The organism is uncultured Amnibacterium sp., from assembly GCF_964250715.1.
In the GTDB taxonomy this organism is placed as follows: domain Bacteria; phylum Actinomycetota; class Actinomycetes; order Actinomycetales; family Microbacteriaceae; genus Amnibacterium.
On the sequence record NZ_CAXUGX010000011.1, the window covers coordinates 41,950 to 62,143 of the forward strand.

Below are 20,194 nucleotides of genomic sequence, written 5' to 3' on the forward strand. Positions count from 1 at the left end.
CGTTCGAAGTGCAGCTCGCTGAGACGACGAACGCCCGCCCGGTCGAACCGGTGCGGGCGTTCGTCATCTCTGACGTACTGCTCAGGCGGCGACGAGCTGCGCGGCGCGCACGGACTTCAGGGCCGCCGTCCACGACTCCAGCTGGTCGAACAGGGTCGTGGCCCAGTCCTCGAACTGCGGGCCCGGCGCGAACTCCGAGAAGTTCTTGAAGTCGGAGAACAGCGAGAAGCTCAACTGCTGACGCACGTGCGCGATCTGCAGCTCGGACGAGATCGCCCGCAGGTGCTCGATGGCGCGCGCGCCGCCCAGGGAGCCGTAGCTGACGAACGCGGCTGCCTTGTTGGTCCACTCGTTGTAGATGTAGTCGATGGCGTTCTTCAGGACGCCCGAGGTGGAGTGGTTGTACTCCGGGGTGACGAAGACGAACCCGTCGAACGAGGCGATCTTGGCCGCCCACTGCTTGGTGTGCTCGCCCGCGTACTGGCCGAAGGCCGGCGGCATGGCCTCGTCGAGCGGAGGCAGCGGGAAGTCCGCCAGGTCCACCAGCTCGTAGTCGGCGGCGGTGCGCTGCTGCGCGCGCTCCAGTACCCAGTCGGCGACAGCGGCGCCGTTCCGGCCCGGACGCGTGCTGCCCAGGATGATCGCGATCTTCAGGTCTGCCATATGGGTCTCCTTCGAGAGGGGTGATTCTGCGATTTGTTGACGTCTCAATCAGTAGCACAAATTTCTGTGACAGATCAACTTATCCGCTGGTAGGCTGTCGCGATGATCGAGGCAGGCGGCGAGATGACCGAGTCGGCGATGACCGAGTCGGGGTCGCTCACCGTGGGGTTGCCCGGCGAGGACGACTGGGCGCTCTGGCGCGACTTCGTCGCCATGCGGCGGGAACTCGATCGTGCCGTGGAGCAGCGACTGCAGCAGGACGCCGGCCTCTCCACCCCGGAGTTCGAGGTGCTGCGCAGCCTGAGTCTCGCGCAGGGGCATCGACTCCGCGCGGGCGCGCTCGCCGACTCCCTCGGCTGGGAGAAGAGCCGCATCTCCCACCAGGTCAGCCGCATGACGACTCGAGGCCTGGTCGAGCGCGCCGACTGCTCGATCGATGCGCGCGGCACGTGGGTCGTGCTGAGCGCGCGCGGAGCGGACGCGTTGGCCCGCGCGGCCTGCGGATACACCGAAGTACTCAGCCGGCTGTTCTTCGACGCGCTCGAGCCTGCGGACAAGCGTGCGATCCGCACGGCCGCATCCCGCGTCGCCCGGTCGATCGGTCCCACGCCTCCCCCGACGACCGCTGCGACGACGCCGCCGACGAGCCCGTCCACGACCGAGACGTCGACCGCGACCGCCTGAGCATCCGCTGCGGAACGTCCATCGTTCTCGCAGACTGGCCCGCCAGGCTGGTCGAACGCGAAAGGATGGCCGAATGAACCCCATCAAGGCACTGGTCGACGCAGGCTTCAAGAGCGAATACGCCTACTGGGGCGGCTTCATCTCCATCGGGATCAGCTTCGCTGCCTGGGGCCTGTCGCAGCTCAGGGACTCCAACGACAAGGCGCAGTCCGACCGCTGGGGCATCTTCGTCGGCCACTGGGCGCCCACCTTCTTCGCGCTCGGCGTCGCCATCAAGCTCGAAGAGAAGTAACCGCTCGGCGCGAGTGGTCCTCTCGGCCCGATCCGGCCCCGGTTCAACCGGGCAGGTGCGTCATCACCCACGTGTCGCCGTCGGCCGTGTATTCAAGGCGATGGCTTGCGGTGTCTGGATCGGATCGCCAGAACGTCAGCCGGTCCGGCCGCACCACGTAGCCCGACCAGGTCGGTGCCACTGGAATCGGCTCGACGGCGTGCTCCGCGCGGAATGCACGCCACTGCTCGATGCGGTCCGCGTAGGGCAGTAGCGCGAATTCGTGTGAGTTCTGCCAAGCCAGTTGCTGCAGGTACGGTGAGCGGCGGGCGAATGCCGCATTCGCCAGCGCCGGCTCCTCGCGCTCGGCAACGCCGAGGATCACGAGCTGCCTGGTGAAGCCGGGCCAGACCGCGAGGATCGCGACCGCGGGCTGCTGATCGAGTTGCTGCGCCTTGCGCGACGTCGCATCGGTGTGGAACGAGAACCCGTCGGGCGTCCAGCCGCTCAAAAGGACGGTGCGCACGTCCGGTCGGCCGGCTGCGTCGACCGTCGCCAACTGGATCTGCGGTCGGTCCGGGTCTTCGTTCGGCGGCAACCACTCCGTCACCGCGTCGAGCACCGCACCAGTCAGGCGCACGGCGATCCGAGCATTTCGGTCACGGAGCGACCGGGCTGTACCGGTCGATCTCGGTGAGCGCCTCGACCGCGAATTCGACCGACGCGGACACGATCCGCGCGCCGGCTTCGGCGGTCGCTCCGGTGGGGTCGCCGATGACGCCGGTGGGGCCGAAGTCGTTCGAGAGCCAGCCGAAGGTGACCGGCCGGCCGTTGAACCCCAGATGGGTGAAGTCGGCCAGATGCTCGGGCACGTTCCGCGCGAACGCGGCCTGGTCGACCAGATGGGGCACGAGATGCATCATCGCGGAGGTTTCCGTGTACCCCGCGTGAATGCCCTGCCCCGCTTCGTCCGGCTCGCCGTCGCGGCCGGATCCGGCGCTGCCGCGCCCCGCCGGCATCGTGAACGGCTGCAGCCCGAAGCGGCGCCGCAGCTCGCGGTTCGCCACCTGCAGCAGCGCCACGTTGCCGCCGTGTCCGTTCAGGAAGACGAGCTTCTTCGCCGGCGTCGACGCGATCGAGCGACCGATGTCGACCAGTGTCGAAAGCAGCGTGTCGGCGGACAGCCAGATGGTGCCCGGCGCCCAGGCGTGCTCGTCGGACTTGGTGAAGGTGAGCGTCGGCAGCAGCCACAGATCCAACCCGGCGTCGTGCCCGGCCGACACTGCGGCGGTCGCAACCGCCTCCGCCATGATCGCGTCGGTCGCGAGCGGCAGGTGCGGTCCGTGGTGCTCGATCGATCCGACCGGCAGGACCAGCACGCTGCGGTCGGTCAGGGTGCCGGCCACCCTGCTTCCGGGCAGGTCGGCCAAGCGTCGGATCACTTGATGGCGCCCTTGCGGGGACCGGCGTAGTCGGGATTCAGCTTGCCGGGGTTCAACAGCCCGGTCGGATCGGTGGTGCGCGCGAGTCGCACGGTGCGCTCCACCTCGAAGTCGACGTTCCACTGGTGGGGGTTGTGCACGCCCACGCCCAGCTCGTTCAGCCGCGCGATGCCGTCGTAGACCTGCTCGGCGCTCTCATATGCCCCGGCGAGCATACCGATCGGTACCGAATGGCCCGCCTCGATGTGCAGCAGGCCATGCGGGTAGACGGCCTCCACCTCCGCCAGCCGATCGATCAGGGCCTCGCCCGAGACCTCCACATGGAAGGTCGTGCGGTCGGTGGCCTTCTGGTACCACTCGATCGGATGGTTGTAGCTGAGCATGCTGATGCGCATGCTGGTCTGCGGGCCCTCCCGAACCGCTTCGATGCGCCCGCCCGCCACGTCGACGGCGTCGGCGACCGCGTGCAGCATGTCCGCCGAGACGATCGCCCGCAGCGACGCCCGGCCCGCGGGAATCGCGTCGTCGGGCGGCAGGGTGGACGAGATCTCGGGATTGTCCGCCGACACAAGGCGCGGTGGCGGCTGCATGTGCCCCACCTGGCGGACGACGCGCATGGCGGAGGGCAGGTCCGGGAAGCTCGCGTAGACGCCGCGCCAGTCCCGCAGCGGCTCCAGGCGCACCGTCGCGCGGGCGATGATGCCGGCGGTGCCGTAGTTGTGCACGTACGGCTGGGCGCCGTCCCCCTCCACGTGCACCAGCACGCCGGTCGGGTCGGCGTGCACGACGTCGAGCGCCAGGACGTAGCCGCGGTCGTTCGAGCCGTGCTCGATGGTGCCGGTACCGCCCGAGCCGCCGGAGAGGAACCCGCCGATGGTCGACTGGGCGGTGGACGGGTACATCCAGAGCGCCTGATCGGTCTTCCAGGCGGCCTGCTCCAGCACCACCATCTGGGCGCCGGCCTCGGCGGTGATGAAGCCGTCGCCCACCTCGACCACGGCGCGGGCGCGCGTCAGGTCGAGCACCAGGCCGCCCGCCAGCGGGATGCCCTGGCCGTAGTTGCCGGTGCCCTTGCCGCGCGGTGTGATCGGCACGCCGTGGCGCACGGCGGCGCCGACGGTCGCCGCGATCAGCTCGGCGCTGGTCGGGAACGCCACCACGTCGGCGAGGCCCAACGGCAGCTGTTCGCTGATGATGGGCGACATCCAGGCGCCGTCGAGCGAGGCCCGCTCGCGCACCCGCTCCTCGGTGCTCACATTGCGTTCCCCGAGCAGCTCGCGCAATTCGGCCGCCAGGGCGTCCAACGCTTCTGCGGTGGGTGCCGGCGGGGCCGGCGTGGGCGCCGGGGTATCGATCAGAGTCATCAGGTTCCCGAACGGTTCGGTCCCGCCTTCCCGGCTCCGTCGTAGGGAGCCGGGAAGGCGAGGCGCAGGGTGGTGGGGCGCGTTACTCGGCGACCGCGATTACTCGGCCACCTTGATCGACTTGCTCATGAACTCGTTCGTGAACAGGTCCGCCGGGGTGATCCCCGACTTCGGCGGGGTGCCGCCCTTGGTGAAGATCGGCGTATCGATGTCGATGATCTTCTGCACCCGGGCGGTCTCCATCTCGCCGACGTAGCCGCTCGGCCCGTTGGCGATGAGCTTCAGCGACTTGTACTGCTGCGCTGCGAAGTCCGCGACCTGTTGGTCGTAGACCCAGCCGTTGTTGTACTGCTTGACGAGGCTGACGATCAACTGGTTCGCGGTCGACGGGTTCGCGAAGTAGTCCACGTCCGCCTGCTGCATGACCGGCACGAGCTTCTTGAGGCAGGTCGCCATCGACGTCTTGTCGGCGCTCCGGATGCTCATCGCCTCCGGATAGATCGGGTATCCGGTGTCGTTGATCAGCTGGAACTTGACCGGCTTCATCCAGGCGCCGACCTCTTTGGAGTAGATGTAGGGCTCGGCGGTGGCGAAGCCCTGTTGCGCGTCCTTGCCCTGCGCCGCCACGAACTTCGCCGGCGTCCCGTCGTAGCTGCCGTCGAGCACCTTGGCCGGCAGGATGCCGGCGCCCTGCAGGTAGCTCATGTACGCGGCGCCCTTGAAGTACCGGATCACTCCGCCCGATGTCGCGAGCGCGCTGCCCAGGGACTTGATGTCCGTGACCGCCGGATAGGTCTTCGGATCCCACATGATCATCTGCGGCGAGATGCTCGTCTCGGCGAAGACCGCCGTGGTGGGCAGCTTGGCCGAGTTCTGGACGGCTTCGTCGGTGCTGACGTAGCCCAGGGTGATCGACTTGTCCGTGTACATCTGCTGCGTGACCGACTGGAAGCCGATTGCGGGACCGCCCGAGCGGATCTGGATCTTGACGCCGGTGGACTTGCCGCCGACCACGAGGTCGCCGGTGACGGTCTTCTTGGCCGTGTCGACGGTCGCGTTCGGCCCGACCATCTCGTACAGCGCGCCGTGGTCGGCCTCCGGATTCCAGTCGGTCTGGATGGTGACCGTCGCCGGGCAGGCGCCCGCGAGACTGACCGAGGCCCCGCCGGTGCTGGCGCTCGGTGCGGCGGCGCTGCTGGTCGGCGCACTGCCGGAGCCGCCCGCGCAGCCGGCGAGTGCGAGGGCGGTGGTGACGGCGGTGCCGATGACCAGCGCCCTTCGATGGATGGATCGCATGGTGCTCCTTGTGTTCGGGTGGGGGAAGGAGGCCGAGATCGTCGCGGAGATGCTGTGCACGACGCTTCAGCCGAGGTCGAACCACTTGCCGACGGCGAGCCGGCCGAGCAGTCCGAAGACGAGGAACACCACGATGCCGAAGAGCGACGCGATGATGATCGCGGCCCAGCTCTCCGGCCCTTGGATGCGGGAGGCGAAGACCGAGATCGCGGTACCGAGACCGGGACTGCCCTGTCCGAGCAGCTGGTCGCCGACGATCGCCCCGATCACCGAGAGGCCGGCGGCGTTCCGCAGTCCGACGAAGATCGAGGGCATCGCGGCGGGGAACTGCAGCTTCATCAGGCGGGTCCACCGGGTTGCACCCTGCAGCTGGAACAACTCGCGCTGGCCCTTGTCGGCCGCCTGCAGGCCGAAGAGGGTGTTCGCGATGATCGGGAAGAGCGAGATGAGCAGGGTCACGATCACCTTGCCGACGAAGTTGTAGCCGAAGATCGTGCCGATCAGTGGGGCCACGGCGAGGATCGGCAGGCACTGCAGGATGACGGCATATGGGTAGAAGGAGCGCTCGATCCAGCGCGCCTGGGCCAGAGCGACCGCCCAGACGACGCCGATGACGACTGCGCAGGCCAGGCCGGCGAGGGCGACGAGGGCCGAGTTCATCAGCGCCGGATACAGGATCGCGACCGACGCGGGTTCCGCGACCGCGGCGAAGAGGATCTGGTGCGGGAAGGGCCAGAGGTACGGTCGGCCCTGTGCCGCGAAGATGCCGGCGATCCCGTAGAACACGGCGATGATGCCGACCAGGACGAGCAGCGGCGGCCAGAGATTGCGCCGTCCCGTCCGGCGGGCTCCGATCGGCCCCTGGTCGCGGATCGGCAGCGCGGCGTTGGTGCTGGCCACTTCCTGCGACGTCGTGGTGACAGTCATCAGTGGTGCCCCTCTCGGAGAGCGTGGGAGACCTCGCCGACGAGTTCGGCGAACTCCGTGGTGTAGCGGATGTCGGGGTCGCGTGGCATGGGGAAGGGGACGTCGAAGGTCTGCACGATGTGGCCGGGCCGGCCGGACATGACGACGACCCGGGTGGAGAGGTAGACGGCTTCGGAGACGGAGTGCGTGATGAAGAGGCCGGCGAACTGCTGCTCGGTGAAGAGCTTCAGCAGTTCGTCGTTGAGCCGCTCGCGCGTGATCTCGTCGAGCGCGCCGAACGGCTCGTCGAACAGGAACAGCTCCGGGTCCAGGGTCAGCGAGCGGGCCAGGGAGGTGCGCATCTTCATGCCGCCGGAGAGCTGCTTGGGCAGGCTGGATTCGAAGCCGCCCAGGCCGACCAGCTCGATCGCGTCGGCGGCCTTGCGGCGACGCTCCTCTTTGCTGTCGCCGTGCAGTTCGGCGAGCAGCTCGACGTTCTTGGTCACCGAGCGCCAGGGCAGCAGGGTCGCGTCCTGGAAGACATACCCGATGCGGGAGGTGCTGACCTGCGCCGAGCCGGTGGATGCGGTCTCGAGGCCGGACGCGATGCGCAGCAGCGTGCTCTTGCCGCAGCCGGACGGGCCGACGACGGTGACGAACTCGCCGCGTTGCACGGTCAGGTCGACGTGCTCCAGGGCGGTGACGCCGTTGTCGAACTGCATGGCGACGTCGCGGAAGTCGAGCAGCGTCGTCGGTGGCGCGGTGGTCGGTCGAGTCGGTGCTGTGGCGGTCACGCGATCGCCCTCCCTCGTGAATACTGCAGGGCGGCGCCCGGATCGGGTACCGCCACGTGGGTCTCCAGGTGCGACTGCGCCACCAGCCGGCCCTCGTGCAGGACGATGCGATCGGGTGAGGCGAACGCGATCGCCTCACCCACCGAGCCGGCTCGGACGGCCAGCAGGTCGGCGGTCGCGCCGACCACCGGGCCGGCCGGCGGCAGGTGCATCACCGCCCGGGCGTCCGTCGTGACGGCGGCGATCGCCTCCTCGAAGTTCAGGTGCCCGGCGGTGACGAGCAGGGAGGCGGTCTCCAGCGCGTCGGCGCGACCGACCGGGTTGAAGGGGTCGCGCACGTTGTCGCCGCCCGCGGCCACCAGCACGCCCGCGTCGATGAGGGCACGCAGCGCGGTCAGCCCGCGCGGGGTCGACACCGGCTGCTCCCAGCCCTGCAGGTACAGGTTCGTGATCGGCAGGCTGATGATGCCGATGCCGGCCGCGCGGACCGCCGCGATCACCGGCCCGAGTTCGGCCGGCGGCAGCGTGCCCAGCCTCACGCAGTGGCCCGCGCTCTTGGACACCGGCCAGTCGCGGACGCGCTCGGCGTACACGGCCAGCGTGAGCCCACCGGTCAGCGCCTCGTCCGCGTGCAGGTCGACGCCGACCCCCCGGCGCTCCGCGATGTCGAGCAGCCGATGCGTCTCCGCCACCGGATCCTCCGCCAGGTGCGGTGCACCGCCGATCAGGTCGGCGCCCGCGTCGAGCGACTGCTCGATCAACGCATCGGGCGCGTCGTCGCCGGGCAGCGCGACGATCTCGAGGTCCAGCAGCCCCGCGAACTCGTCGCGGATGCCGGCGAGCGCCCTGACACCGCGAAGCGGGTCGGCGTTGGCGTCTGTAGCCGGGAAGAAGTTGGCGTGCGAGCGCACCGCCGTCGTGCCGTTCGCCAGCATGCGGACGAGCACCAACCGGGCGCGCTCGGCGATCGAGTCCGCATCGGCCTGCGCCGCATACCCGTGGAACGACTCGATGGCCCGCTCCAGGTCGCCGAGCGGCGGCCGGATCTCGTCGAAGGTGAGGGCCTTGTCCAGGTGCGCATGGGGGTCGGCGCCGGCGGCGGTCAGCACGTACCCGTCCAAATCGAGGACCGTGTCGGCGTCGGTCGGGATCATCGTGCCGCTCGGGGCGACCGCGGCCAACGTGCCGCCGGCGAGGCGCAGATCGACGACCGATCCGTCGGCCAGGGTGGCGTGCTGCAGCAGATCGACCTCGCTGCGCAGCGCGGGCCGGCGCAGGGCGGAGTGGGGATCGTTCGTCATGCGCACCTCCGTCGGCCTCACGGTACCCACGCGTCGTTTCGGCCGTGTAACGCCGCCGTTAAGCCGATCGCCGCTCCGATGCCCTGCTCCGCCGGGCGTGCTAAAGACGTGTCCCGACACGTCCGCCGCGGAGGCCGCGGCGTGACACGAACGGCGAGACGTACGGGAAGGCACGCGATGAACGGCGAACGCGATCTGCGGATCGTCCGGCGCACGACGGCCGCGCAGGGCGTGGTGCTGCTCGACCTGGAGCGACCGGACGGCGACGGGCTGCCGATGTGGACACCCGGCGCACACGTGGACGTGCTGCTGCCGGACGGGCTGGGGGAGCGCCAGTACTCGCTGTGCGGCGATCCCGCCGAACGCGTGCGGTGGCGCATCGGCGTGCTGCGGGAGGCGGCCGGCCGGGGCGGCTCCGCCTGGCTGCACGACCGCAGCGAGGGCGACGTGCTGCGGGTCCGTGGCCCGCGCAACCACTTCGCCTTCCAGCCGAGACCGGGGCGCGAGTACCTGTTCGTCGCCGGCGGCATCGGCATCACGCCGATCAGCGCGATGGTGCAGGCCGCCGACCGCGCGGGCGTGGCATGGCGGTTGGTGTACGCGGGCCGGTCCCGCGGCACGATGGCCCTGCTCGACGAGCTGGTCGGGCGGCACGGCGACCGGGTGCAGGTGTTCGCGGGCGACGAGGGACGCCGCGCGGATGTGCAGGCACTGCTCGACGCGGCGCCCGACGCGGTCGTGTACTGCTGCGGACCGTCGCGGCTGATCGAGGCGGTGCAGCAGGCCGGCGCAGGGCGCGGCTCGGGGCATCTGCACCTGGAGCGGTTCGAGGCCCGGCAGTTGGAGGCGCCGGTGTGGACCGAGCCCTTCGAGGTCGAGCTGCTGCTGTCCGGGACCACCGTCACGGTGCCGCCGGACCGCTCGATCCTGGAGGTGGTGGAGGAGCAGGGTGTGCTCGCGCTCGCCTCCTGCCGGGTCGGCACCTGCGGTACCTGCGAGACGCCGATCGTCGACGGGGTGATCGACCACCGCGACTCCGTGCTCTCCCCCGAGGAGCAGGACGACGATTTCGCCATGATGATCTGCGTCTCGCGGGCCGCCTGCCCGCGCATCGTGCTGGAGCTCTGACCGGAGCCACCGCGACGCCGTGAACGGCCCGCGCGAGGTGCAGGGCCGATGCCTTGCAAGGATGGGGCCGTGTTCGAGATCGCCGGCCGGTTGCTGACCGCCCTGGATTCGGGCGAGCGGTTCGCGGTCGCCACGGCGATCGACGTGCTGGGCAGCTCGCCGCACGGGGCCGGCACCTCCATGGCCGTGGGCGACGCCGGCAGCGTGGTGGGCAGCGTGTCCGGCGGCTGTGTGGAGACCGCGGCCCTCGACGGCTGCGCCCGGCTGCTGCGGACCGGGCTGGCTGCCACCGCCCGGTTCGGCTTCGGTGACGAGGCCGCCGCGCGCGCCGGGCTGTCGTGCGGGGGCGAGCTGGACGTGGTGTTCCACCCGCTGGATCCGGGGGTGCGGGACGAGCTCGCGGCCGCTGCGGCGGGTAGGTCCGCGGCGGTGGCCGTCGTCACGGCCGCTCCGCAGGACCGGACCGACCTGCTGGGTCGCACCTTGGCCGTCGGCGCTGCAGCAGGCGAGTTGCAGGAGTTGCCGACCGCGTTCGACGGCCTGCCCGACCTGTCGATGAACGGGCTGCGCGCCGCCGTCCGCGGACGACTGGAGACCGGGACGAGCGGCGCGGTCGAGTCGGCCTGCGGCGACTCCATGCTGCGGCTCTTCGTCGAGGTCGCCGTGCCGGCCGCGGCCTTCGTGGTGGTCGGAGCCACCGAGTACGGCCGGGCCCTCGCGCAGGCCGCGACCGCGCTCGGATACGCGGTGACCGTGGTCGACCACCGTCCCGCCTTCGCCGGATCCGGGCGCGTGCCGGGCGGCGTGGTGCACGGCTGGCCGCACGAGCTGATCGAGGGCACGGCGCTCGATCGCCGGTCCGTCGTGTGCGTGATGTCCCACGATGAGGAACTGGACCCTCTGACGATCGCGGCGGCGCTGGCCGGCGGGGCGGGTTACGTAGGTGCCCTCGGCTCACGGTCGACGCACGCCCGGCGCGTCGAACGGCTGGTGGCGCTCAGCGTTCCCCAGGCCGAGATCGACCGTGTGCACGCCCCGATCGGCCTGGACATCGGCGCCAGCAGCGCGGCCGAGACGGCCGTGTCGATCATGGCCGAGGTGCTGGCCGCGCGCACCGGGGGATCGGCGGACAGCCTGCGCGACCGTACCGGCCCCATCCACCGTGCTCGCACTGTGCATGCCGCGGGAGGCATGGCTCCCCGGCTGGGGGAGCGGCTCGCCCGCTGAACCCAGCGACGCTTGCCGATAGTGTTGCGGGGCTTCCGACGACGATGAGGAGTCCGATGACCGGCGGAGTCGAATGAGCGGTATCGCTGTCCGCCCCACGCGACTTGCGGATGGCCGCGAGCTGATCTACTTCGACGACGCCGACACCACGCTCGGCGCCGAACGCCGCGCGGACGATCGCACCCTCGACCCTCGTCCGGAGACCGCGACCATGCGGCTGGACGCGTTGACCGGCGACTGGGTGTCCATCGCGGCCGCTCGCCAGAACCGGGTGTTCCTCCCTCCGGCCGAGGCGGATCCGCTGGCGCCGCAGAGCGAGACGAACCCCTCCGAGGTGCCCGACCAGTACGACGTGGCCGTCTTCGAGAACCGGTCGCCGTCGTTCGGCCCGGCGACCGGCGACGTGGCCGGCGCGCCGCAGTCGCTGGACGATCTGGCGCAGATCGGCTTCGGCCGAACGCGCACCTCCGTCGGCCGGTGCGAGGTGGTCTGTTTCAGCCCCGCGACCGAGGGCAGCTTCGGGGGACTCACCGCGTCGCGCGCGCGGACCGTCGTGGAGGCGTGGGCGCACCGCACCCGGGCGCTCAGCGAGCTGCCGGGGGTGCAGCAGGTCTTTCCCTTCGAGAACCGCGGCCAGGCCATCGGCGTCACCCTGCATCATCCGCACGGCCAGATCTACGCCTACCCCTATGTGACGCCGCGGACGCAGCGGCTGCTCGCCACCGTCGACGCCTACGCCGGGGACCTGTTCGCGGACCTGCTGGCCTTCGAACAGCAGGGCGAGCGCGTGGTGCTGGCCGGCGATCACTTCACCGCCTACGTGCCGTTCGCCGCCCGCTGGCCTGTGGAGCTGCACCTGCTGCCTCATCGGCACGTGCCGGATCTGGCCGGACTGACCGACGACGAGAAGGACGAACTGGCCGTCACGACCCTGCGGCTGCTGCGCGCCATGGACTTCCTCTACGACACCCCCACGCCCTACATCGCCGCGTGGCACCAGGCGCCGGTGTCCACCCACCGCGATCGGGTGCGGCTGAGCCTGCAGATCACCTCGCCCAGGCGGGGCGCGGACCGGCTGAAGTTCCTGGCCGGCAGCGAGGCCGCCATGGGGGCCTGGATCGGCGACCTGGTCCCGGAGCAGACGGCGGACCGACTGCGGACCGCGCTGGCCGCGGCGGATCGGGGCGTGCAGGCGTGAACGCGACGGAGCTGTTCTCGGAGCGGTTCGGCCGGTCGCCCGCGGGGCTGTGGCAGGCGCCCGGCCGCGTCAACCTGATCGGGGAGCACACCGACTACAACGAGGGCTTCGTGCTGCCGTTCGCGATCGACCGCAGTACGACCGCGGCGCTGGCTCCCCGGCACGACCGCCGCGTGCGGGTCGTGACGACCTTCACCGACGAACTGGTCGAGACCAGCCTGGACGAGCTGGCACCGGAGTCGTTCGGCGGCTGGTCCGCCTATCCGCTCGGCGTCGCCTGGGCGTTCGGCGAATACGGCGCCGAGCGCGACCTGCTGCGGGGATTCGACCTGTCGCTCGACTCCGACGTGCCGGTCGGTGCGGGCCTGTCGTCGTCGGCCGCCATCGAGATGACCGTCGCGGTGGCGCTGAACGAGGTGTGGAGCCTCGGCTTCGACCGCACGACGCTCGCCCGGGTCGGTCAACGTGCCGAGAACGTCGCGGTCGGTGCGCCGACCGGCATCATGGATCAGGCCGCGTCGGTATTCGGCCGGGTGGACGCCGCGGTGCTGATCGACTGCCGCAGCCTCACGGTGACCGCCGTGCCGCTGGGGTTCCGCGACGCCGGGCTTGCGCTGCTCGTCGTCGACACCCACGTGGAGCACGCGCACGCCACCGGCGGCTACCGCGAGCGTCGCGACTCATGCGAGGACGGTGCCAGACGCCTCGGCGTCGCCGCGCTGCGGGACATCACGGTCACCGACCTGGATCGTGCTCGCAGCGAGCTGGACGATACGACGTTCCGGCGGGTGCGGCACATCGTCACCGAGAACGCTCGCGTGCTGGACGGTGTCGACGCACTGCAGGCGAACGATCTGGCCCGGTTCGGCGCCCTGCTGTACGAGAGTCACGCGTCGATGCGCGACGACTTCGAGATCTCCGTTCCGCAACTCGACCTGGTCGTCGATGTCGCGGCCCGCAACGACGCGGTCGGTGCCCGGATGACCGGCGGCGGATTCGGCGGCTCCGCGATCGCGCTGCTGCCCATCGACCGGGCCGACGAGGTGGCGGAGCGGATCGCGTCGGCGTTCGACGAGCACGGGTACGACGCGCCGACCTCGTTCGTGGTCACGCCGTCGGGGGGAGCGGGCCGCGTCGACTGAGTTCCCGCGCTCCCGCCTCCCCCTCCGCCGAGGAATTGCTCCCGCCTCCCCCTTCGCCGAGGAATTCAGGAGGAATCGAGGAATGAAGGAGGAAACCGGCCGGATCCGCCCCGGACCTCGACAACTCCTGGATTGTGAGCGAACGGTCGGCCGTCAGGCGCCGGAGTGGCGGTCGGCCGGCTGCGTCACACCGGCCTGCAGTCGCTCCAGGAAGCGGATCACGGTGGCCGCCTCGTCGGCGGTCAGATCCTCCACGGCGAACATCATCCGGGCGTGCATCTCCTGCAGGGTGGCGCGCACCTCGTGATGCGCCAAGTCCGTGCACTCGACGAACACCCGTCGCGCATCGTCGGGGTTCGTGGTGCGCACCACGTGCCCGCTCTTCTCGAGCCGTTCCAGCAGGTTGGACACCGAGGCCGGCGAGATGTCCAGGTGCTGCGCGAGATCCTTGGGGCTGACGCGGTCGCCCCGGCCCGTGACGGCCATGATGTTGCGCAGGGCCGCCAGATCCGTCTCGTTCATGCCCATCGAGCCCTGCGTGCGCTTGCGCATGGCGATCTCGGCCTCGCGGTACTGCCGCAGGGCCTGCAGGACGGCACGTCCACGCTGCGAGTGAGCCTCGTCGCTGTACCAGTAGGCGGAGTCGGTTCGCGTCGATGCTGTGCTGCGCTGCTGGGTGTCGGTCACAGCGGGTTCGCGGAGAACCAGGCGGCAGCCAGGGTCGGGACGGCGATCAGGCCCAGCGCCAGCGTCGAGGACGCCAGCAGGTTCGCCCGTCGCTCGATGCCGTCGCGGGCGGCTCGTGCCGCAGCGCGGACACTCGGCTCCAGGCTGCGCTGCGCCTGCCGGAGCGTCGGATAGACGCCCTCGACGGAGCCTTCCCAATCGCGCACCTGGAACCCGGCGTCGATCCGCTCGATCGAGCCGGCAGTGTCGAGCCCGATCCGGGCGGACCATACGCCGTCGCTCGTGGTGTTCCAGTCGAGCATCGGCGTCGGATAGGACTGCTGCTGCTTGGGCAGGAACGGCATCGCCGTGCTGCGCAGCCGCATGCCGCTTCGGATGTTGAGAACGCTCATGGTCCGACTCCCTCAGTGTCCTTCGCATCCGGTCCGGGCGCCTGAGTGCCCGTTTCGACAGTTAGTTAGGCTAACGAAATACCGACGCAGGTCAAGTGGATCGGGGTACGGCGTGGCGCATTTCGCACGGTTTTCGCCCGGATCGGCGTAAAAACGGGGTACGAGCCGGTCGATGAGGGCGGGTCGATCCGGCGTGTCGCGAGCCGGACCCTACACTCCGGAACAATCGGGGCCGCCTCGCGCGACCGTGATCTCGTCACGGACTTCGGGACCGCGGCGACCTGCGCCCCGACGGGGTCGAGAGGGGAGTGCCGCGCCGTGACCGTCAGCGATGTGCACGAGGTCGCATCGGCGACGCTGTACGGCGATGCGACGGCGCACTTGATGCTCGACGGCGCGATGCACTCGATCCGCGGCGACTCGGATGCCGATGCGCGCCAGCAGGTGCTGCACCTGGTCGCCGCGAAGGCCCGCCAGCAGAACGCGGCCGTGCTGCTGGCAACCAGAGACCGGTTCGGCTCCGGTCACCTTCGCGTGCGGCCCGGCGGAGTCGTCGAGGCGGTCGGCGCCTTCGTGCCGGCCGGGCCCGACGACGTGCTGAGGCCGCTCGTGGACACCGCCGACCTCACCGAGTTGGTTGCTCCGCGAGCCGACAGTCCCAAGTCCGACGCTGCTGGCTCCACGGACTTCGCCGACTCCGCTGCCTCCACGGACTTCAGCGACTCCACAGTGGTGGCGCGCGGCCCGGATCCGGACCCGGCGAGCGAGGCGGCCGCGCTGGAGGCCCTGTACCGGGCCGCCGCGTCCGAGTCGCCGGGTCACCACGACGTCGAGCACCCCGACGCTGCGGCTCAGGCGGACGCGAAGCCGGACGTCGCGGCGCCGAGCGATGTCGCGCCTCCGGCACCGCAGCAGCCCGAGCCGACGCAGGCACCCGGCACGCCGGCGGGCAGCACGCCTGAGGAAGCCGAGCTGGCCCCCGAGACGCGGGCGCCCGCGCGCGCGTCGCGGGCCAAGTCGCGGTCGCGTCGGGTGTCGGTGCCGTCCGTCCCCGACTCGGCCGGACCGGTCGGCCCGGCCGAGTCGCTGTGGCCCGTCGCCCCGGCCGTCGTCGCCGAGACGGTGCCCACCGTGCTGCCCGAGCCCGCGCCGCTGCCGACCCCGGTGAGGCCCGTGCCGCCGCCGGAACGCCGCGAACCGGCCGAGGAGGAGCGTGCGGACGCCGTACGCACGTCGTTCCTGGCGCCGGAGCGCGAGCGCCGCTCCGCCACCCGCGGCTGGCGCGGGGCGCTGGCGCGCACCGGCCTGCCGGTCGCACCGAATCGGTTCGAGCGCGGCGAACGCTCCGACGTCGAGGTCGTGCGGCGCACCTGGACCGTGCCTCGCACCATCGCCGTCGTCAACGGCAAGGGCGGGGCGAACAAGACCCCGACGACCGCCCTGCTGGCCGCGGTGTTCGCGCGCCTGGGCGGCGCTGGGGTGCTCGCCTGGGACAACAACGACGCACGCGGCACGCTCGGCTGGCGCACCGACTCCGCCGGCCACGAGTTGAGCGCCGGCGAGGTGCTGGCGCAGGCGCAGTGGCTGCTCTCGCCCGATGCCGGCGCCGCCGACCTGGCCGGCCACGTGCATCATCAGGCGGTCGACAAGTACGACGTGCTGCGCGCCAGTCCCCTGCAGATCACGGGCGAGCATCGCATCGACGAGCGCGAGTTCGACGCGTTGCACGCCGTGGCCAGCAAGTACTACCGGCTCGTGATTGTCGACTCCGGCAACGACGAGTCCTCGCCGCGCTGGCGTCGGATGATCGACCGGACCGACCAGCTCGTCGTCGCGACGACTGCGCTCGGGGAGCACGCCGAGGCCGGCGCACTGCTGCTGGAGGCGCTGAGTCATCGGGACGAACGCTCCAGCCAGTTGGCCGAACGGGCCGTCGTCGTCGTCTCCCAGTCGGAGAAGAGCGCCGGTCAGGTCGCGGCCAAGCGGATCGCGGAGGCGTTCGCACCGATGGTGCGCCAGACCGTCACCATCCCCTACGACCGGGCGTTGCACAGCGGCAAGATCCGCTACGACGCCCTGGAGCCCGACACCCGCCGGGCCTGGCTGACCGCCGCGGCCGCCGCCGCCGAGGGCCTCTGACCCGGAGCGATGCGAAGCGGCGTCAGCCGTGCAGCAGGCGCCAGATGCGGTCGCGGGACATCGGCAGCTCCATGGGCCGCACCCCGATCGCGTCGCGCACCGCGTTCGCCAGGGCGGGAGCGACGGGGTTGTACGGCGCCTCGCTCATCGACTTGGCGCCGAACGGCCCCAGGTCGTCATGCGTGCTGGCGAACAGCACCTCGGTGACCGGCACGTCCGCGAGCTGGGGGATGTGGTAGTTGCGGAACACCCGGGTGAGCACCTGGCCCGCACCGTCCAGCCGCACCTCCTCGTACAGGGCCGAGCCGATCGCCTGGGCGACGCCGCCCTCCACCTGGCCGCGCAGCTGCTCCGGGTTCAGCACCGTTCCCGCGTCGACCGCCTGCACCGAGCGCAGGATGCGCACCTCGCCGGTCGCCGTGTCGACCGCGACCCGGAACGCGTGCACGTTGAAGGCCAGCGCGCGCGGCGTCCCGTCCGCGCTGCCGGTCGTCGTGATCGGCCCCGACGCCGCGCGGATACGGGCGTAGTCCACCGGGTCGGGCGCGGTCCGCCCCGCGCCGCCGACGACCGCCGCGGCCGGCTCCCGTCTCGCGCCCTCTCGCAGTGCGTCGCGCATCGCGACGGCCGCGGCATGCACTGCCTTCCCCGCCACGACGGTACCGGCGGACCCGAACGCACCGGTGTCGTACTTGGCGCCGTCGGTGTCGGAGGAGCGGATGCGCACCAGCCGCGCGGGCAGCGCCAGCACCTCGGCGACCAGCTGGCCGTGCACGGTGGTGGTGCCGTTGCCGAACTCCGCCGTGCCGACCTCCAGGGTGACGCCGCCGTCGGCGTCGAGGTGCAGCCGCGCCTCGCTGAAGTGGCCCCGCGGCGGGGCGGTCGCGATCATCGACATCGCCATCCCGGTGCCGGTGCGCCACTCCGGACCCGTCGGCGCCGGCAGGCCGCCGGTCGCGACGGCCGCCTGCGCCAGATCCAGGCATTGGTCCAGCCCGTAGCCGCCGTACTGCAGGTCGGTCTGCTCGTCCGGATCGGTCACGACGATCGGGTCGCCGGGCCGGATGACGTTGCGCCGGCGCAACTCGAACGGATCGACGCCCACGGTTCGGGCCAGCTCGTCCATCGCCGACTCCACGGCGAACATCACCTGGCCGAGTCCGTACCCGCGGAACGCGCCGGACGGCGGGTTGTTCGTGTACACGGACTCCGCATCCACGCGCCGGGCGGGTACGCGGTAGACGCTGAGCGACTCGTGGCTGCCGTGGAAGAGCACCCCCGGGCCGTGGTTGCCGTAGGCGCCGGTGTCGGCGAGCACGTCCACCGCCATGCCGGTGAGGGTGCCGGAGTCGTCCGCGGCCAGGGTCACCTCGACCCGCTTCGGATGCCGCAGCGTCGCGCCGACGAATTCGTCCTCGCGGGTGAACTCGTACTGCACCGGCCGGCCGGTGGCGAGCACCGCCAGGGCGACGGCGTCCTCGGTCAGCAACTCCTGCTTGCCGCCGAATCCGCCGCCGACGCGCGCCGTGATCACCCGGACGCGATCCTCGGGCAGCGCGAAGATGCGGCAGATCTCCGCCCGTACCAGGTACGGCACCTGCGAGCTGGTGCGCAGCACCAGCCGGCCGTCGGCGTCGAGCCAGCCGCGGGTGGCGTGCGTCTCCAGCTGAGCGTGGGCGATGCGCTGCGTGCGCCACGTGCCGGAGACGGTCGCGGTGGCCGCTGCGACGGCCGCGGCCACATCGCCCAGCTCGCCGTGCTTGGCCGCCGCCACGTTCCGCGACGGGTCGGCGATCCGCGAGGCGGTCGCATCCTTCTCCCCGTGCAGCAGCGGGGCGCCGGCCGCCCGAGCCTCCTCCGCATAGAAGACCGCGGGCAGCACCTGCCACTCGACCCGGATCAGGCGGGTGGCCGCCTCGGCGATCCCGACGGTCTCGGCCACCGCGATCGCCACCCGCTGGCCCGCGAACCGCACGATCCGGTCCATGACGACCGTGTCGTCGGGATCCTCCAGCCGGTTCTGGTGCCGGCCGGTGGAGAACAGGGTGCCGGGCGCGTCCTCGTGGGTGAGCACCGCCAGCACGCCGGGCAGGGCACGCGCGGCGGCGGTGTCGATCGACACGATGCGCGCGTGCGGATGCGGGCTGCGCAGCACGGACAGGTGCGCGAGGGACGTGGTCGCCAGATCGAGCGTGTACGGCTCGCGGCCTGACACGATCCGCTCCGCCGCCGGCGCCCGGACGGAGTGCCGCACCCCGGCCTCGCCGTCGGCCGGCACGGTGTTGACGCGCCCATGCAGGGCGTCGCGGATGCTGCGGTACCCCGTGCAGCGGCAGAGGTTGCCCTTGAACAGGCGGTCCAGCTCGGCGTCGTCGGTCGCCTGCGCGACCTCTGCCGTCGCCGCGGTCATCACCATGCCGGCGGTGCAGAAGCCGCACTGGAATGCGGCGGCATCGACGAACCGCTGCTGCACCTCGCCCAGGGCGCCGGCCGTGCCGAGCCCCGCCGCCGTGGTGACCGCCCGACCGTCGGCGCGGTAGGCCGGGATCAGGCAGGAGTGCACGGGCGTGCCGTCCAGGTGCACGGTGCAGGCGCCGCAGTCGCCGGCGTCGCACCCCTTCTTCACCTCGGTGCACCCCAGCTCGCGCAGCAGCGTGCGCAGGCTCTGCCCGGGGGACGGGTCGGCGTCGCGCGGCTCGCCGTTCACCTGCACCTTCATGACCGCAGCTCGCTGCGGATCTGCTCTGCGAACCGCGCCGACATCGCCCGCCGCCAGTCGGCGGCGCCGTGGGCGTCGGTGAACCACGTACGGATGCCGTGCATCGCCTGCTGCAGCGCGGCGGGCGAGGGAGGCGAGTCGAACCGCAGCACCTCCGGTCGCGTCGTGCCGCCGGTCACGCAGATGATCAGTCCGCCGTGCCCCGCGGTGCGTCCTGCCACGACCGTGCCGGCGCGGCCGAGCGGCGACAGGGCGATCCGCCGGAACGCGGTGCGGGCCGCCATCGCGTGCTGCGGGATCTCGATGGAGCGGATCACCTCGCCCGGCCGGATGGCCGTCGCCTGCTGGCCGAGGACGTATTCCGTGACGAGCATGCGTCGCTCGCCGCCGTCGGGCGTCCAGATGACGAGCTCCGCATCGAGGGTCGCAGTCAGCCCGATCAGTGCGCCGGCGGCCAGAGCGGTGGCGATGTTGCCGCCGAGCGTGGCGGTGTTCCAGATCTTGAACGACTGCAGCAGCGACTCCGCACACTCGCGGAACAGCGGCAGCGCCACTCGGGAGGGTGCCGGCGGGATCGCGACCAGTTGCGCGATCGTGCAGGTGGCCGCCAGGCTCAGGGACCCGTCCTCGCGCTGCTCCCACGGCGTCCAGTCGAGCCCCATCAGGTCGACCAGCCCGGTCAGGTGGTCCTGCCGCTCGGAGTAGAGCCAGGTCCCGCCGGCGAGGGGCCGTACCCGGTCGTCGACGACCACGTCGGCACGGGTGCGGGCGACCCGCACCTCGGTCAGCGTCGTCAGATCCATCCGCCCATTGCACCCCATCGTCGTTGCGTCGGTGTTTC

The 20,194-nt window shown here is 71.4% G+C and carries 19 protein-coding genes; 7 read left to right on the top strand and 12 right to left on the bottom strand.

Features of this window, described 5'->3' with window-relative positions; translation table 11 throughout:
* Positions 1-81: 81 nt before the first annotated feature.
* Positions 82-663, bottom strand: coding sequence for an NADPH-dependent FMN reductase (locus ACFE7H_RS11375; protein ID WP_375401352.1), 582 nt, complete (start codon positions 661-663; stop codon positions 82-84).
* 102 nt (positions 664-765) lie between these two features.
* Between ACFE7H_RS11375 and ACFE7H_RS11380 the strand changes: the two genes are divergently transcribed.
* Both ACFE7H_RS11380 and ACFE7H_RS11385 read left to right on the top strand, forming a co-directional pair.
* A complete protein-coding gene (locus tag ACFE7H_RS11380; protein ID WP_375401353.1) occupies positions 766-1,347 on the top strand; it encodes a MarR family winged helix-turn-helix transcriptional regulator in 582 nt (193 codons plus the stop codon).
* A 73-nt stretch (positions 1,348-1,420) separates the two neighbouring features.
* Positions 1,421-1,639: a hypothetical protein gene (locus ACFE7H_RS11385; RefSeq protein ID WP_375401354.1), complete on the top strand. Its 219-nt coding sequence runs from the start codon at positions 1,421-1,423 to the stop codon at positions 1,637-1,639.
* Positions 1,640-1,682: 43 nt separating this feature from the next.
* On the opposite strand, the gene ACFE7H_RS11390 is transcribed toward ACFE7H_RS11385, so the two are convergent.
* From ACFE7H_RS11390 to ACFE7H_RS11420, 7 genes are all read right to left on the bottom strand, one after another.
* Complete coding sequence (locus ACFE7H_RS11390; protein ID WP_375401355.1) at positions 1,683-2,258, bottom strand: pyridoxal 5'-phosphate synthase; 576 nt, start codon at positions 2,256-2,258, stop codon at positions 1,683-1,685.
* 19 nt (positions 2,259-2,277) lie between these two features.
* Positions 2,278-3,060, bottom strand: a complete 783-nt coding sequence (locus tag ACFE7H_RS11395) for a creatininase family protein (RefSeq protein ID WP_375401356.1) — start codon at positions 3,058-3,060, stop codon at positions 2,278-2,280.
* Positions 3,057-4,424, bottom strand: a complete 1,368-nt coding sequence (locus ACFE7H_RS11400; RefSeq protein ID WP_375401357.1) for an FAD-binding oxidoreductase — start codon at positions 4,422-4,424, stop codon at positions 3,057-3,059. Before ACFE7H_RS11400 ends, ACFE7H_RS11395 begins: the two co-directional genes overlap by 4 nt.
* A gap of 99 nt (positions 4,425-4,523) precedes the next feature.
* Positions 4,524-5,720 carry an ABC transporter substrate-binding protein gene (locus ACFE7H_RS11405; protein ID WP_375401358.1) on the bottom strand — a complete coding sequence of 399 codons (1,197 nt, stop codon included), beginning with the start codon at positions 5,718-5,720 and terminating at the stop codon, positions 4,524-4,526.
* Between the two features lie 66 nt (positions 5,721-5,786).
* Positions 5,787-6,647 (bottom strand): ABC transporter permease, encoded by an 861-nt coding sequence (locus ACFE7H_RS11410; protein ID WP_375401359.1) that lies wholly within the window; start codon positions 6,645-6,647, stop codon positions 5,787-5,789.
* Positions 6,647-7,420, bottom strand: coding sequence for an ABC transporter ATP-binding protein (locus tag ACFE7H_RS11415; protein WP_375401360.1), 774 nt, complete (start codon positions 7,418-7,420; stop codon positions 6,647-6,649). Before ACFE7H_RS11415 ends, ACFE7H_RS11410 begins: the two co-directional genes overlap by 1 nt.
* Positions 7,417-8,721: an amidohydrolase family protein gene (locus ACFE7H_RS11420; RefSeq protein WP_375401361.1), complete on the bottom strand. Its 1,305-nt coding sequence runs from the start codon at positions 8,719-8,721 to the stop codon at positions 7,417-7,419. The genes ACFE7H_RS11415 and ACFE7H_RS11420 overlap by 4 nt, the downstream gene beginning before the upstream one ends.
* A gap of 177 nt (positions 8,722-8,898) precedes the next feature.
* On the opposite strand from ACFE7H_RS11420, the gene ACFE7H_RS11425 reads away from it, so the two are divergent.
* The 4 genes from ACFE7H_RS11425 to galK all read left to right on the top strand — a co-directional run bounded on the left by ACFE7H_RS11425 (position 8,899) and on the right by galK (position 13,416).
* Positions 8,899-9,849, top strand: coding sequence for a PDR/VanB family oxidoreductase (locus ACFE7H_RS11425; RefSeq protein ID WP_375401362.1), 951 nt, complete (start codon positions 8,899-8,901; stop codon positions 9,847-9,849).
* Positions 9,850-9,897: 48 nt separating this feature from the next.
* Positions 9,898-11,076 carry an XdhC family protein gene (locus tag ACFE7H_RS11430; protein ID WP_375401363.1) on the top strand — a complete coding sequence of 393 codons (1,179 nt, stop codon included), beginning with the start codon at positions 9,898-9,900 and terminating at the stop codon, positions 11,074-11,076.
* A 73-nt stretch (positions 11,077-11,149) separates the two neighbouring features.
* A complete protein-coding gene (galT, locus tag ACFE7H_RS11435; protein ID WP_375401364.1) occupies positions 11,150-12,274 on the top strand; it encodes a galactose-1-phosphate uridylyltransferase in 1,125 nt (374 codons plus the stop codon).
* Entirely contained in the window at positions 12,271-13,416 is a 1,146-nt protein-coding gene (gene galK / locus ACFE7H_RS11440; RefSeq protein ID WP_375401365.1) for a galactokinase, read from the top strand. The genes galT and galK overlap by 4 nt, the downstream gene beginning before the upstream one ends.
* 153 nt (positions 13,417-13,569) lie before the next feature.
* Here galK and ACFE7H_RS11445 read toward each other — a convergent pair whose 3' ends face one another.
* Both ACFE7H_RS11445 and ACFE7H_RS11450 read right to left on the bottom strand, forming a co-directional pair.
* Positions 13,570-14,103, bottom strand: a complete 534-nt coding sequence (locus ACFE7H_RS11445) for a MarR family winged helix-turn-helix transcriptional regulator (RefSeq protein WP_375401366.1) — start codon at positions 14,101-14,103, stop codon at positions 13,570-13,572.
* Positions 14,100-14,495, bottom strand: coding sequence for a hypothetical protein (locus tag ACFE7H_RS11450; RefSeq protein WP_375401367.1), 396 nt, complete (start codon positions 14,493-14,495; stop codon positions 14,100-14,102). Before ACFE7H_RS11450 ends, ACFE7H_RS11445 begins: the two co-directional genes overlap by 4 nt.
* A 318-nt stretch (positions 14,496-14,813) precedes the next feature.
* Between ACFE7H_RS11450 and ACFE7H_RS11455 the strand changes: the two genes are divergently transcribed.
* Positions 14,814-16,634, top strand: a complete 1,821-nt coding sequence (locus ACFE7H_RS11455) for an ATPase (RefSeq protein ID WP_375401368.1) — start codon at positions 14,814-14,816, stop codon at positions 16,632-16,634.
* A 22-nt stretch (positions 16,635-16,656) separates the two neighbouring features.
* Here ACFE7H_RS11455 and ACFE7H_RS11460 read toward each other — a convergent pair whose 3' ends face one another.
* Positions 16,657-19,353 carry a molybdopterin-dependent oxidoreductase gene (locus ACFE7H_RS11460; protein ID WP_375401369.1) on the bottom strand — a complete coding sequence of 899 codons (2,697 nt, stop codon included), beginning with the start codon at positions 19,351-19,353 and terminating at the stop codon, positions 16,657-16,659.
* Positions 19,350-20,156, bottom strand: coding sequence for an FAD binding domain-containing protein (locus tag ACFE7H_RS11465; protein ID WP_375401370.1), 807 nt, complete (start codon positions 20,154-20,156; stop codon positions 19,350-19,352). Before ACFE7H_RS11465 ends, ACFE7H_RS11460 begins: the two co-directional genes overlap by 4 nt.
* Positions 20,157-20,194 lie beyond the last annotated feature (38 nt).